This is a genomic window from Rivularia sp. PCC 7116, from assembly GCF_000316665.1.
In the GTDB taxonomy this organism is placed as follows: Bacteria; Cyanobacteriota; Cyanobacteriia; order Cyanobacteriales; family Nostocaceae; genus Rivularia.
Map to the genome: position 1 here is coordinate 3,970,262 of NC_019678.1, position 15,016 is coordinate 3,985,277.

Genomic DNA, 15,016 nt, shown 5'->3' on the forward strand with positions numbered 1-15,016 from the left:
TGAGGGAGTGAGGGAGAAAGAAATAATTAATTCCCCATTCCCAATGCCCTATTCCCTATTCCCTATTCCCTCTTCTTTGTATATTTACTTTTAATTCGTTTCACCTGTTGTTGAAATTCTTTTCCTTTTTGAGGATTTACCATTGCAACGAAGTTGGCATATCCGGTAATTGCTGCGAGTAAGTTAGTTGAATTTCCCCATTTTTTATTTTCTAAACCTGATTTTTCAATTTGATATAACGTAGCGCGAAATTTTCTCAAAGTCTTTCTACAAACGCTGAGTTTTTCATTTACAACTATCCCGGTTACTTCTTGTTGTCTGGTATTTCGTAAAACTCGGGTTTTTTCTTGATTAATTATTAAACCTTCGTGGGTGACAATTGATTCCGTTCGTCTGAGAATATTACATATATGCCGCAAACTTTCACCGTTAGCAGAAAAGGTTAAATCATCGGCGTAACGTGTATAGGTAAAACCTAGTTTATCTGCCATCCCCGTCAATCTTTTGTCTAAACGACGACAGAGTAAATTACTAATTGCAGGGCTTGCTGGAGAACCTTGAGGAAGATATCTGTCTCCTACTGCTACATAATATGTTGTACCATCAAGCTGTAATTTTTCCACATCCGCAGAGGTAGATATTAAAGCAAAGATGGTTGCAGCAGTTTCCGAATACCCAAAGGAATGAAACAGCCCTTTAACTCGTTTATAAGAAATCGAAGGGAAAAAGTCTTTTAAATCGAAATTAATGACAACATCAGCAGCAATATGGGGAGTCGCATTAGTAAGGATAGAACGTTTTTGACAAAAACCGTGAGCAGCTTCGTCAACTTCCAGCTTGTCTAAAATATTAGTTAAAATCCAATGTTGAGCTTGCTTTAAATTTGGCATTGGTGCCGAAATGAGTCTTTCTCCCCCGGTTTTCTTAGGCATTTTGAAGCGGATATAATGGGAGACGGTAGAAGTTTTGCGGTTGAATGCTAAAAAACGTAATTTATTTACAGTAATTCCCATGGCTGCGGCAATTTCTTCGGCAGTATTACACAAAGGTAAATTATTGTTTTTCAACCTTTTTAAATTAGCTTCGCCGTGATTTAAACCAGCAGAAACCTCTTCACCGAGATAAATAATTTCGCGTTGTTTTTTCTGCTGCCAAGCTTGGGCACGCTCTAAACGTTCCTTTTCTCTTCTTTCCTTAGTTTCCTGCTGCTTTTTTCTTGACTCTGCCAGCCTTTTTTTCAAAGCTTCCTTTCGCAGCTTTTGTTCGTTGTGGAGACGACTGCTTTCTCTGCGTAACTCTTGTAATTCTCTGCGAATTTCCCCAGCACGGCGAATTTCATCAGCGGGATCTTCTGGTATGCTACCTTGCGGCGACCAAAAACCATAGCGAATCATTTCTTCGAGGATAAATTCCTCTTTACCAACTTTGCGTACTTGTTCGTAGAGTTCCTGACGGCTGCGGGGTTGTTCGGACATGATGAGAGTTATGAGTTAGGAGTTCCTTGTTCATAATTAGGGTTCCCAAGTTGTGGAAGAAATTAACGGGGGTTGTAGTTGTTGTTATATTAATGAATTAATTACAAAGGCTAAAAAATATGTAGGTTGGTACGCTTTTGATATTGCAACTCCTATGCAGATTTTTATGTATTGTAGAAAAAGCATAAGCTTTAATATTAAAATCTAAAATCTAATGACTCAAACAAAAATAATTCAGCCATTAGCTGAATATTTAACATTTGAAGAATTTATACAACAAAAGCCCTCAGAGGGGATGTGGGAATTACACGATGGGGTGTTAGTAGAAATGGCACAGCCGAAAGGTAAGCATGAAATCGTTGTTTCGCTAGTTAGTGGTAATTTGACGCTGGAGTTTAAAAGACTTAATTTGCCTTATGGCATTCCATCGAAAGCTTTAATAAAATCTGCATTTAGTGAAGCCGCTTATCTACCAGATATACTACTGCTAAATTTAGATAACTTAGACAACGAACCTTACTGGGATGACTACTCAACAGTTACCTTAGCAAAATCCATACCTTTGGTAGTAGAAGTAGTTAGTACAAACTGGAGAGATGATTATTACAAAAAATACGGTGAATATTCGGGTATTGGGATAGCCGAATATTGGATATTGGACTATTTAGGTTTGGGTGGAAAGGAATTTACGGGCAATCCCAAGCAGCCTACCGTAACTGTTTGCTTATTAGATAATGAATCGGAATATATCAAAAAAGCTTACAGGGCTAATGATCTAATTGAATCAAAATTATTCCCAGAATTGAAGCTAACTGCTAAAGAAGTGCTTGGTGTTTAACTGAAAATAACAGTATTAACGAAATTGAGAATTAATCCTTCACTCGTAGCGGATATCCTTGCCAAATGCGTAGGTTGGGTTTCGCTATCCCTGTACTCAACCTACGAACTTAACCTATTAACTCTTGAATTTAATTAAAACTGTTTTTGTTTCTTTCTGCTTCCAATTCGACGTTCCACTTCTTGACGATATACTAACTTGGGATCATCCTTCGGCGACTTCGCTAATAAAATTTTATGCCCTTCTTTCACCGGGTAGAATTCGGGAGTCATGGCAGGAGATGTTTCTTGCACCTTGCTGTGGGTTCGCGCATATAATGAAATTTGTCGCGGATAAAGTGAAATAATTAGAACCGAATTTCAAGACTTCCAGCTATTTGTCGCCCATAAGATGAAATTTTTTGCACATAAAGCGAAATTTGGATTGGAAACTAACGGAAAAGCTAGGGCTACAACTAATACCACTGTCAACACACGATGAAGATAATTGGGAAACAGCACTTGCTCAAAAAGATAGTAATGTTTTTGCCATATTTGGGAATACTAACTCCAGAAGCATTCAGGGTAAAGGTAGTATGGTTCGTATTCCCGGATATTCCATCAAAGAGCAACTCTATAATGGTTCTCGAACCCTAGTTTACCGTGCTGTTCGAGAATATGACCAAAAACCTGTAGTTATAAAACTGCTAAAAAATCCTTACCCGAGCTTCAACGAACTGTTACAATTTCGCAATCAATACACCATTGCCAAAAACTTAGATATTCCCGGAATCATTCGTCCCTACTCTTTTGAGTCATACCAGAATGCTTATGCTTTGGTGATGGAAGATTTTGGAGGGGTTTCGCTACATGAATATATGCAGACTACGGACAGGTCTCTAATAGATGTAATATCAATTGTATTACAAATTAGCAGTATTCTCCACAATATACATCAAAAATGCGTTATTCATAAGGATATTAAACCCGCCAATATATTAATTAATCCCAAAACAAAACAAGTTAAATTAATTGATTTTAGTATTGCTTCGTTACTACCCAAGGAAACCCAGGAAATCAAAAATCCTAATGGTTTAGAAGGGACACTTGCATATATTTCTCCCGAACAAACTGGAAGAATGAATCGCGGCATTGATTACCGTAGTGATTTTTATTCTTTAGGTGCTACGTTTTACTCATTATTGACAGGAGAATTACCGTTTAAGTCTGATGATGTCATGGAGTTGGTACATTGTCATATTGCTAAACAACCATTACCAATTACAAATGAAGAAATTCCCAAGATTTTATCCGAAATAGTCATCAAGTTGATGGCAAAAAATGCGGAAGATAGATATCAAAGTGCTTTGGGATTAAAGTATGATTTAGAAACTTGTTTAAAACAACTTAGAGAAACTGGGAAGATTGAAGAATTTAAAATTGCCCAAAGAGATAAAAATGACAGATTTATTATTCCTGAAAAATTATATGGTAGAGAAACTGAAGTTGAGGAATTATTAGCCGCATTTAACCGAGTTTCTGGTATTACTTCTCATTCAGAAGCTCGGGAGGCTCTGCCTCTGAAAATGCATTTAAAAGCAGAGCATTATAACCAGAGAGATGAGGGAAAATCCAAAAGTGAATTAATGATGGTAGCAGGTTTCTCTGGTATCGGTAAAACTGCTCTGATTAACGAAGTTCATAAACCCATTGTTAAACACCGGGGATATTTTCTCAAAGGAAAATTTGACCAGTTTAATCGTAATATTCCCTTATCTGCTTTTGTACATGCATTTCGAGATTTAATCGCTCAGTTATTAGGTGAAAGTGATGCTCAATTATCAATTTGGAAAACTAAAATTTTACAAGCTTTAGGAGATAATGCTCAAGTAATTATTGAAGTCATTCCCTCCTTAGAAAAAATTATTGGACAACAACTACCCGTAACAGAATTATCAGGTAATGCGGCTCAAAATAGATTTAATTTATTATTTCAAAAATTTCTGCAAGTTTTTACTACAAAAGAACATCCTTTAGTCATATTTTTGGATGATTTACAGTGGGCAGATTCAGCGTCTTTGAAGTTGATGCAATTACTGATGAGCGAATCTGAAACCAATTATCTACTGTTAATAGGTGCTTACCGCGATAACGAAGTGTTTCCCGCTCATTCTTTGATGTTGACTGTGGAAGAAATTAGTAAAACGCAAGGAATAATTAATACGATTACTTTAGCACCATTAAGCGAAGAAAGTTTAAATCAATTAGTTGCCGATACTCTTAATTGCTCGCTGTCAATTGCACAACCACTAACTCATCTTATATATCAAAAAACTAAAGGGAATCCATTTTTTATCAACCAATTTTTAAAATCACTTCATGAAGATAGTTTAATTAAATTTGATTATGATACAGGCTTATGGGTATGTGATATTGCCCAAATAAAAACCGCTTCATTTACTGATGATGTAGTTGAATTTATGGCGTTGTTGTTGCATAAATTACCAGAAGAAACACAACATGTTTTGAAACTAGCGGCTTGTATTGGTAATCAATTTGATTTATCAACATTAGCGGTAGTTTATCAAAAATCTGAAGTTGAAACTGCTGCTGATTTATGGAGAGCTTTACAGTTCGCTTTGGTTTTACCTACTAGTGAAATTTATAAGTTTTATCTATCTTCAGAAATACAGAATCGGGAAGTATTACACAAGCAAATTGTCAATTATAAATTTTTACATGACAGGGTTCAACAAGCTGCTTATTCCTTGATTCCGGAAGAACAGAAAAAAGCAACTCACCTTAAAATTGGACAATTACTCTTAAGCAATACACCAGAAGTTGAGCTAGATAATCGCATTTTTGATATTGTCAATCAGCTAAATATGGGAATTGAGTTGGTTGATGAACCATATAAAAGAGAGCAACTTGCTCAGTTAAACTTGATGGCTGGTAATAAGGCTAAAATTGCTACTGCCTATGGTGCTGCTGTCAGTTATTTAAACATAGGTTTAAAACTCCTAACTACGGATAGCTGGCACTTGCAGTACAATCTAAGCCTAAAACTGTATGAATTGTTAGCGGAATCAGAATATTTAAATACTAACTTTGAAACCTCAAAAAATCTAGTTGAGCAAACACTTATACACGCTCAAAAATCATTAGATAAAATTAAAGTTTATGAGACCCAAATTCAATCATATACAGCACAAAACAAGCTAATAGAAGCCATAAATATAGGTAGAGAAGCCCTTGATTTATTCGGTATAGATTTCCCCTTCTATTGCGATTTAAAGATAACTATCGCCGAACACCAAAAGCTTAAAACTCTTCTAGGCGATCGCCCAATCAAAAGCCTGGCTGATTTACCAAATTTGGACAATTCCAATCAAGGAGCAGCCCTAGGAATCCTCGCTGGTTTGTTCGCATCTGTATATTTAGCCAAACCCGAGTTATTGCCCTTAAAGATATTCACAATGGTGAAAATCTGTATTCAATATGGTAACTCCCCTCAATCGGCAATTACTTATAGTCTTTACGGACTATTCTTATGTGCTACAGGAGAAATTGAGCGTGGATATCAATTTGGTGAATTAGCAAGGATTTTTTTAGAACGGTTTCAAGTCAAAGATAAAATTGGCAAAGTAAGTCTTATTTTTGGTCTATTTATTAACCATTGGAAAAAATCAGTTCGCTCGACATTACCAGTATTTTTAGCAGGTTTAACCAGCGCTCTAGAAAATGGCGATCTTGAATATGTTGGGTATTGTTCTAATTGCTATTGCCAGTTTTTATTTTGGGCTGGAGACAATCTGGAATTTGTCGAATCTGAAGCGAATAAGCATTGTGAACTGATGGAATCCATTAAGCAAGAAACTTCTTTGATTTGGGGAAATACATGGAGACAAACTGTAATCAATCTGCGTGGAAAAGCTGAAGAGCCCACAGTACTGGTTGGCTCTTGCTTTGATGAATTTGAAACTCTACCATCTTTAATCCAGAGTCAAAATGTTAATGGAATTTGCTACATTTATTTAGCAAAACTGATACTACTTTATTTATTTGGAGATTATCAAAGTGCAAACGAGTATGCCAGTAAATTTGAGGAATACGAACAAGGTACAGCTGGATTATTAATTATTCCATTAAAGAATTTTTATCAATCTCTCAATCTACTGTCATTGTATGAGCGTGCGGATACTACACAGAAAACAGTTTTTCTGGAAAAGATTGTGCAAAACCAAAAGTCTCTAGAGATATGGGCAGACTATGCTCCAATGAACCACTTGCATAAGTTCCAACTTGTAGAAGCTGAAAAATACAAATTAGAAGGAAAAAATTATGAAGCAGGGGATTGGTACGATAGAGCCATTTCAGGAGCCAAAGACAACAACTACCTCCAAGAAGAAGCGCTCGCTAATGAACTCGCTGCTAAGTTCTACCTTGACTGGGGTAAAGAGAAAATAGCCACAAGCTATATGCACGAAGCTTACTATTGCTACGCCCGTTGGGGAGCCAAAGCCAAAACCGACGACTTAGAAAAACGCTATCCCCAACTACTCACTCCCATATTACAAAGTCAGCTTCACAAACTTGGAATAACTCAAACCCACTCAAACAACTTTGATAAATCCGAATACCTCAATCAATTTATTCAAACAACTTTAGCAAGTTCAAGCAATATGGACGAATCTTTGGACTTCGCCAGCATTCTTAAAGCTTCCCAAATATTATCAAGTGAAATTCAGCTAGAGCGATTAATTTCCAAGTTAATGCAAGTAGTAATAGAAAATGCAGGGGCAAACAAAGCTGCTTTGCTGTTACAAAAAGAGGATACTCTAATACTCGAAGCTTTGGCTACTAGCAATAAAGATATAAAACTGTTAAATATACCATCTCAAGAGAGCGAAAATATTCCACATACGATAATTAATGTAGTTAAACGTAATCTCAAAACAGTTGTATTAGATAATGTCATAACACAAAAAGATATAGGAGCCGATTCATATTTAATACAACAAAAACCCAAAAGTTTGCTGTGTATGCCGATTTTGAATCAAGGTAAATTAATCGGCTTGCTATATCTAGAAAATCAATTAACTTCGAGTGCATTTACACAAAAGCGTGTAGAGATTCTGAATCTGCTCATAACTCAAGCTGCAATTTCCTTAGAAAATGCCCAGTTGTATGACAAATTATCAAATTATTCCCAAACCTTGGAACAAAAAATCGAAGAACGCACCCTTCAAGTTAAACAAAAAGCAAATCAACTAGAATCTACTTTAAAAGAACTGCAAAGTACTCAATCCCAATTAATTCAATCCGAAAAAATGTATGCATTAGGAAAACTTATTGCTGGCATAGCTCACGAAATTAACAATCCCATCAGCTTTATTTATGGTAATCTCACGCCAGCTTCCGAATACGCAGAATCTTTAATTGAATTAATTAATTTATATCAAAATGTGTATTCACAACCTCTAGCCAAAATCTCTTCAAAAATTGAAGAGATAGAACTTGATTACGTGATTGAAGACTTACCAAAACTACTTGCTTCAATGAAAACAGGTGCAGAACGTATCCGTAATATTGTTATGTCATTGCGAAACTTCTCTCGCTTAGATGAAGCTGAAATTAAATCAGTAGATATTCATTCTGGAATTGATAGCGCTCTTTTAATTTTGCAGCACCAACTCACATCTAATAATAAATATCCAGAAATTGAAGTGATTAAAGAATACAATCAACTTCCACAAGTTATATGCTATGCTTCACAATTAAATCAAGTATTTATGAATATTATTGGTAATGCTATTGACGCTTTACGAGATAAACAGGAAAAAGTACCAAGGATTACAATTCGTACCTCACGGCTCGATTCCCAAAATATATTAATTAGTATCACCGATAATGGTATTGGTATAAGTAAGTCCGTTTTAAATAAAGTATTTGACCCATTTTTTACTACAAAACCCGTTGGTAGCGGTACGGGTTTAGGATTATCAACTAGCTATTCGATTGTGGTAGAAAAACATGGAGGTAAATTAAGTTGTGTTTCTACTCCAGGAGAGGGAACAGAATTTGTAATTCAATTACCCATTTGTCACTAGTAGAGGTTAGCGGTTTATTTATGCCGTGGTGTAATAGACCTAAAATTAGTTCCAATTGAACTTTAAGTCAAAAGTGTCGTAAATATTATTAACCGGGTAACTGGTGGAAATATTTCGTCCGTTGATGGGCTAATTAAAGCTAACGGTAATGCAAATTTATTTTTGATTAATCCTACGGAGATTGTATTTGGTGAAAATGCTCGCTTAGATATTGGTGGTTCCTTTTTGGGAACAACTGCTGAAAGTGTTTTATTTGAGGATGGGTTTGAATTTAGCGCGGTGAATGCTCAAAGTGAGCCGTTGTTGACTGTGAGCGTCCCTTTGGGGTTGCAGATGGGGAATAATCCGGGAAATATTCAGATAAATAATACAGGGCATAATGTATCAGCACCTTTTCTTCAGGCTTTGCGTCGCGGGAATACTCTTAGTGGATTAAATGTCAAGAAAAGATTAGCTCCTGAAGAAACTAATTTTTTTATATGTGATAAATTTCTTTTAACATATTGTAGTTGTTCTTTGATTGCTTTTACACCAATTAGTAAAGCTATCTTCGACATCTTACTGTTCTAGATATTTTTGGTATTGTTTAGAAAATCTTCCGCCTTCTCCATCGCGAATGCAAACTCTTCTCTACTGCTGGCTTCTAAATTCAATTCCCTACCATCACCAGCTTTGAGCGTCATCTTGATGGGTTTATGTCCAAAGCGATCGCGCAAAAAGCCAAAAACATTTTTTAGATGTGCTTTGTCTACAAAAACTGTTTTTAACATCCCCAAAACATAACCAGTCAGAGATTTAGAATTTTCGGGTACTTCTGCAACTTCCACCAAACCTGCGTCTTCTACTCCGTCTACTTCTCTAATCTGTGGAAGCAAATTTTCTACTTCCACTTGTAATTCTTCGTCATCTAAATCCAATTCGCAAAGGGAAACAATAAGTTGAATATCGGATGTTGTCATCTAAGTACGTTTGTAGCGAAATTCGTAACAATATAAGCAGATATGAAGAGAACAAATCCCATCAGTGCAATACACAACCGGTTCATATATTTAATAAATATTTGATTAAATCAGCTACAAAGCCTCGTTGAGAAAATCAAAACTATTAGCCATAAATCAGTCCTAAACTTTCAATTGTTAAGATAAATAACTATTTTTGTCTTTCTAAGGGTGTATTTTGTCCGTTATAGTCTCTATTGCAGATGAAATTAACCTTACTTCAGGAGGAAGACAAGAGTCATTTGAAACATATACTTTACATATACGATTGCTGCAAAAACTTATAAAATACGAGGTTATTTTGTGCGTATAGGAAAATGGATTGGCTTATTCGCTTTTATCGTCTCAATGTATATTTTGTGGCAGATTAGGCAAGTTCTGCTAATAGTTTTTGCAGCAATAGTTTTAGCAACAGCGTTGAATCAAGTTGTTAAAATTTTAGAAAAAATTCGTATTAAGCGGGGTTTTGCTGTTGGCATATCCGTTATTCTTTTACTGACAATAATACTGGGATTTTTTGCTCTGATTGCGCCAAAAATTGTCGAGCAGTTGCGCGAATTTACTTTTATCGTACCTAAAATTTTAGACCAAATGCGTTTGTGGAATGACTGGCTTTTGAAAGTACTTCCCGAGCAAGTGTTAGAAGAAATTCAAGGTTTACGGTACTTAACTCAAGGTTTGCAAAATTGGTTGGATACGCTGTTAGGAAACTTCTTTTTAATATTAAGTCAATCGTTAAACATTGTTTTAACGTTTCTGCTTTTTCTTGTTTTAACTATAATGCTTTTAATAGATCCCAATCCTTATAGAAGCGGATTTATCATGCTTTTCCCGGCTTTTTATCGTCGTCGCATGGATGAGATTTTATGCAAATGTGAAAAAAATTTAGTTGGTTGGATAAGAGGCACGCTACTGACAATGTTCCTTATTGGTGGTTTAAGCTATATTGGTTTATTAATTTTAGGTGTAAGACTACCTTTAATTAATGCTATATTAGCTGGACTCTTAGAATTTATTCCTAATATAGGACCGACATTAAGTTTAATTCCACCGCTTTTACTAGCGATGCTTGATGCGCCTTGGAAAGCAGTTGCTGTAGTTGCATTATATTTTGGTATTCAGCAGGTTGAAAGTTTAATTGTTGTACCTTTGATAATGAGGTCGCAAGTTTCTTTGTTACCTGTAGTAACATTATTATCTGTGGTAGTTTTTGCAAACTTTTTTGGCTTTTTGGGTGTATTTTTGGCAATTCCTTTAGTACTTATTCTTCAAACTTTTATTCAAGAAATTTTAGTCAAAGATGTTTTGAATAACTGGCATTTAAATCAAGATAAAATGCAGCCAGATAGTAATATTGCTTTTGTAGACATTAATCCCACAACTACAGAAATTGAAGGTGATTCTGTCATAAATAAAGATTAAAAATACGAAAAAATAAATTACTTATTTGATTTATCCTGACGCGAGTTAAAGCCAGTTAAAGTATTTTCTGTTTTCAAAACTACGTCTTCAACTAATCTTTCACTAAATCCTGCAACAAAGGCGATCGCCATATAAAGGTAAACGTTACGATTTTCACGCTCGGCAATTCTAAATATACCGGAAAATACCCCAGATTCGATTAATGCTACAGCAAAAATAGCAAAAGACATACCTACAATAGGGCGGAAAAATCCGGTAAAAAATAAATCAGATTCACCTTCTTTCCCTTGCTCGATAAATTTATTTGCCCGTACAATCACGCTAATAGCACTTCCTAAAGCTCCCATTGAAACTGCTAAACAAATAAAGAATAAATCCTGTTTCACAAACCAGTCTGTAAATAAAATTAATTGACTCGGATTTTGATTATCGGGTTCAATATCACTTTCGTCATTATTATTGTTTTGATTGGTTTGATTATTAGTTGTAGTCATTCGATTCGGAGTTTCTAAATTAGAAGATGGCTCGGCATTTTCTTTTTTAGTAGCAAATGCTAATTCTTTCTCAATGTTTTCTTGAATTTGTTGAATTTTGATTAGCGGTACTCCAACATTATTATCTTCCGCTTCTTCGTCTGTCAAAAATTTTAACTCGTCATTTACTTTACTCAAACTTGCTCGAAAAGTATTGCTGAGTTCCTTTGCTGTTCTAATTTCTTCATCTTTTTTATTTAGCTGAGATTTAAACTCAATAGTCTGTTGCTGTAGCTGATTAGCATCTTGCTTTGTAAAATCAACAATATTAAATAAAATAAATGCTGCTCCAATTCCTAAAAGAGGGAAGACAACAAAAATGATGAAAAACCAACTTAAACCAGAAAGCAAGCGATTATAAGCACCTCCAGTACCCTTAATAATTACACTCAAAGGATGTGGATATTCTTGCGATTGAATTGCTATCTGTCGTCTTGCTTCTCTAACAAAAACTAAGTTTCCACAATTTTTATCGGATTTATCAGATACTTTATTCGGAAAATTTGATTTTTGATTGCTTAGAGATGTCTCTTCTTTATTTTCCAGTAAAATAGAAATAGCTAAATCTAAAATGTCAATCTGTTGGGGATTACTATAATCTAATCTTGACATCAAACTTAATAATTTAGCTAGCTCTCGCTGCATTTCAATAGTTAACTTTTGCTGCCGTAAACTTGTTTTAATTTGAACCAGCAAATTTTGTATTTTTGCTTGCATTTCACTATCAATTGCGATGTTGCTAGCAATATTAGACAGGTTTTCAACTTCTGCATCTAATTCGGAAGTAGGTTGATTATTAGATGATGGTAATTGCATGATAGTTAATAAAATTAGTGTAAATATATATCGTAATTATAATTACAGTGGTATTCGTAATGATTACGTAAAGTTAATCAAAAAGTTATATATATAGCAGTTTTCAGTTGAGGAGAATACACCCCTCTCCCTTAATAAGGAGGGGAGGGGGGTGAGGTTTATCGAAATGTATTGCGAAAATACAAAAATTGAAATAAATAACTTACCAAAGCGTTTGCGATTTGGGGGATGTATCAATATTCTCAGTGGAGGTTCAAACTTAGTTTATTTGAGGTAATATTGATTTCTGCCCTAAGTAGTAATCAGTGACTAAACAAAATGAGGCATTAAGTTTGAAAACTGCGTTTCATATCGGTTTTGGATTGAGTATTAGCTTGATATTCGCAACTTCTCCAGCTTTGTGCGAAACAAAGAAGGAAATGGAAAGCCAGGAATTAGATATTAATCGAGAAGTAATAGAAAATAGCCCTGTTTTACAGCGATGGCTCAAAGAAGTGCCAAATGTGTTGGCAGATATTAAGCATAAGCCTAGTTTCCGCACTCGTTTAAGGTTAGGTTATTCTTTAATTGACGGAAATAGCGGTGTAAAAGTTGGTTTAGAGGATATTTTTGTTATTGATAAATTAACTGCTAGCGGTGAATATCAGCAAGCATTTAATCAAGATTTTGAAAATTACGGTGCAGATTTAAATTATTATTTACTGCCTTTGGGTAGCTATGTGAACTTTTCCCCTTTGGTTGGATATCGAGTGGTGCAGACATCTGATGATTCAACTTCAGGAATTAATTTAGGCGTAAAGTTGTTGTTGGTACTATCTCGTGGTGGTGGTGCAGATATTGCTTTTACTCGTAGTTGGGTAGCTTTAGGAACTGCTGAGGAAGTTGCCTTAACTAAACTTTCTGCTAGTTATGCAATTACCAATAATTTACGTTTTTCTACTGAATTTGGGCAGCAAAAAATTAGTGGCAATAGAGAAAGACAGGTAGGGTTTTTTCTGGAATGGATGCTTTGATAATTGGGAATAGGGCATTGGGCATGGGGCATTGGGAATAGTTAATTATGATACAGTTCGTAATTGCCATGCCCGCGCATGGCAACTACGAACAGATTATTGTTTTTTGGGCACTAAATACTGATTTGTAAGTCTGAGAAAAATAAGTGCGATCGCCTATTGTATCGAGCGAGTAAAAACTATATTTAGAGAATGTTTTAATTTTTACTTTTCTGCGATTATACAATTAATTTTTCAGAATTATATCTGATTTGCGTAAATTACCAATTCAGTCCTGATTTTATTAAATAAAGTATAGTTTTTGCTTTTAATTTTTTTGTAAATTCCGGAAAATTGAGCTTGATTGTAGTGGTTTAAATTATTCGCTGTTAAATAAAAAAATGAATCAAAACGTACTAAAGCTTATTTTTGATAAGTTATCATTTTTGCTTTTATTCGGCTTGTTGATGAATGGTTTACCAGCTTCAGCTTCTGAATTTGATACACTTTTATGTTTGGAGAAGTCTGGGAAAATAGCTAGAGATTCAGGGCGCGATCGCAATTATAGAAGATACTACAATCGCGATGGGCATAGCGGTAGAGATGGGCGTAGTGGTAGAAATGGACGTAGCGGTAGAGACACTAACGTATTTGCTGATGGCTCCCCCGTAAGCTTTGATTTGTCTGGTAGAGATGGTGAAGACGGGGAAGATGGGGAAGACGGCGATCGCCCTCGTTGTCGTCGTAGGTATGGCAACAAAGTTAAGCGTAATATACATGCTGCGGATGGTGGAAAAGGTGGCGATGCTGGTAGCGGTGGCAATGGCGGAGATGGAGGTTTATTAACCGTTTATTACAGTAATATTGCTGATTTAAAAAGTATTTTAGTACGCAGCGAGGGAGGAGAAGGAGGACGCGGTGGACGCGGTGGTGATGGTGCAAGAGGTTGTCGCTGCCGCCGTCGTAGTTGGACTGTTGAATCCTGTAAGGGGAAAAAAGATACTGATAGTTATAAGTGTAAAAAGCGTAAATATAGATGTTATCGCGGTAGTGATGGACGCGACGGTTATGATGGTAAAGATGGACAAAGAGGAAATTTAGGAATTTTAAGTTTAGTTAAGGGAAAACAGCAGCTTGCTGTAGATAATCCTCAAGCAGTATTAAGTTTTTCTGAGCTAGAGGGTAAATCAATTCGTTTAACTAAAAATCGCTGGATTTCTCGTAATGGTGCTACTTCTTTATTAGCTCCTGGCTCGATAATTGCCGATACATATCGCGAATTTGATAAGCGTATAGAAAGAGATTTTCAAATAGTTTGGCGAGAAAATCAGCCAATCAGTAACTTTAGCAAAGCTAGAGTTAAATTGAATTTAAATAACGACGGTAAAATTGAAGTTGATTCTCCTAAAAAATTGTGGCTGGATATTAGCAAAGAGCAAGAAAACGATTTAACCAAGTTAGTCGTTAATCATGCAATACCGGAAAAAGAAGTAACCGAATTAAAACCCGCTGATTTTGTCGGTAGCGGTGAAAACTTAACTGTCAGCATCGTAGATTTAGCAGGTAAATCAGATATTATTAAAACTCGGTTTAAAGTAGAATACGAAGTCAGGGGTGACAATGGAGACGAATACGAAGCCGAAATTCCCCCAGAATTAGTAAACCAAGATTACAATCGTTTTACTTTAGCTTTGGGTAAATTACCAATTATTCCCAAAGAAGGATTAGAAATCGGCACAAAAGTTCGCATCAAAGTTACAGCAATTCGTTCCTTGGGTAATCGCTCCAAAACGCAAACAATTAAATGGAAAACAAGAGTACGGGAAAGATAGTGAGCAGTGAGCAGTAATCAGT

Annotated in this window: 9 protein-coding genes and 1 pseudogene; 6 read left to right on the forward strand and 4 right to left on the reverse strand. The window is 35.5% G+C overall.

The features are described 5' to 3' along the window. Nucleotides 1–62: 62 nt before the first annotated feature. Nucleotides 63–1,475 (reverse strand): reverse transcriptase family protein, encoded by a 1,413-nt coding sequence (locus tag RIV7116_RS15445; protein ID WP_015119235.1) that lies wholly within the window; start codon nucleotides 1,473–1,475, stop codon nucleotides 63–65. Between the two features lie 214 nt (nucleotides 1,476–1,689). Here RIV7116_RS15445 and RIV7116_RS15450 point away from each other — a divergent pair, with 214 nt between their 5' ends. Continuing rightward, the gene (locus RIV7116_RS15450; protein ID WP_015119236.1) at nucleotides 1,690–2,313 is read left to right on the forward strand and encodes a Uma2 family endonuclease; all 624 of its coding nucleotides are present in this window, start codon (nucleotides 1,690–1,692) and stop codon (nucleotides 2,311–2,313) included. 134 nt (nucleotides 2,314–2,447) lie between these two features. Here the strand turns inward: RIV7116_RS15450 and RIV7116_RS35835 are convergent, their stop codons facing one another. Beyond that, a complete protein-coding gene (locus RIV7116_RS35835) occupies nucleotides 2,448–2,606 on the reverse strand; it encodes a hypothetical protein (RefSeq protein ID WP_157229287.1) in 159 nt (52 codons plus the stop codon). Nucleotides 2,607–2,887: 281 nt separating this feature from the next. On the opposite strand from RIV7116_RS35835, the gene RIV7116_RS15455 reads away from it, so the two are divergent. Next, nucleotides 2,888–8,401 (forward strand): ATP-binding sensor histidine kinase, encoded by a 5,514-nt coding sequence (locus tag RIV7116_RS15455; RefSeq protein WP_044291878.1) that lies wholly within the window; start codon nucleotides 2,888–2,890, stop codon nucleotides 8,399–8,401. A 75-nt stretch (nucleotides 8,402–8,476) separates the two neighbouring features. Next, nucleotides 8,477–8,809: pseudogene (locus tag RIV7116_RS35840) on the forward strand (filamentous hemagglutinin N-terminal domain-containing protein); the annotation flags it as partial. Nucleotides 8,810–8,967: 158 nt separating this feature from the next. On the opposite strand, the gene RIV7116_RS15465 reads toward RIV7116_RS35840, so the two are convergent. Further along, nucleotides 8,968–9,360: a hypothetical protein gene (locus RIV7116_RS15465; RefSeq protein ID WP_015119238.1), complete on the reverse strand. Its 393-nt coding sequence runs from the start codon at nucleotides 9,358–9,360 to the stop codon at nucleotides 8,968–8,970. Between the two features lie 342 nt (nucleotides 9,361–9,702). Here RIV7116_RS15465 and RIV7116_RS15470 point away from each other — a divergent pair, with 342 nt between their 5' ends. After that, nucleotides 9,703–10,821: an AI-2E family transporter gene (locus RIV7116_RS15470; protein ID WP_015119239.1), complete on the forward strand. Its 1,119-nt coding sequence runs from the start codon at nucleotides 9,703–9,705 to the stop codon at nucleotides 10,819–10,821. Nucleotides 10,822–10,838: 17 nt separating this feature from the next. On the opposite strand, the gene RIV7116_RS15475 is transcribed toward RIV7116_RS15470, so the two are convergent. Further along, nucleotides 10,839–12,170, reverse strand: a complete 1,332-nt coding sequence (locus tag RIV7116_RS15475) for a hypothetical protein (RefSeq protein WP_015119240.1) — start codon at nucleotides 12,168–12,170, stop codon at nucleotides 10,839–10,841. 305 nt (nucleotides 12,171–12,475) lie between these two features. On the opposite strand from RIV7116_RS15475, the gene RIV7116_RS15480 reads away from it, so the two are divergent. Both RIV7116_RS15480 and RIV7116_RS15485 read left to right on the forward strand, forming a co-directional pair. Next, entirely contained in the window at nucleotides 12,476–13,183 is a 708-nt protein-coding gene (locus RIV7116_RS15480; protein WP_015119241.1) for a hypothetical protein, read from the forward strand. Nucleotides 13,184–13,563: 380 nt separating this feature from the next. Next, on the forward strand, nucleotides 13,564–14,994 hold the full coding sequence (locus RIV7116_RS15485; protein ID WP_015119242.1) for a hypothetical protein: 1,431 nt from the start codon (nucleotides 13,564–13,566) through the stop codon (nucleotides 14,992–14,994). The last annotated feature ends 22 nt before the right edge of the window (nucleotides 14,995–15,016 follow it).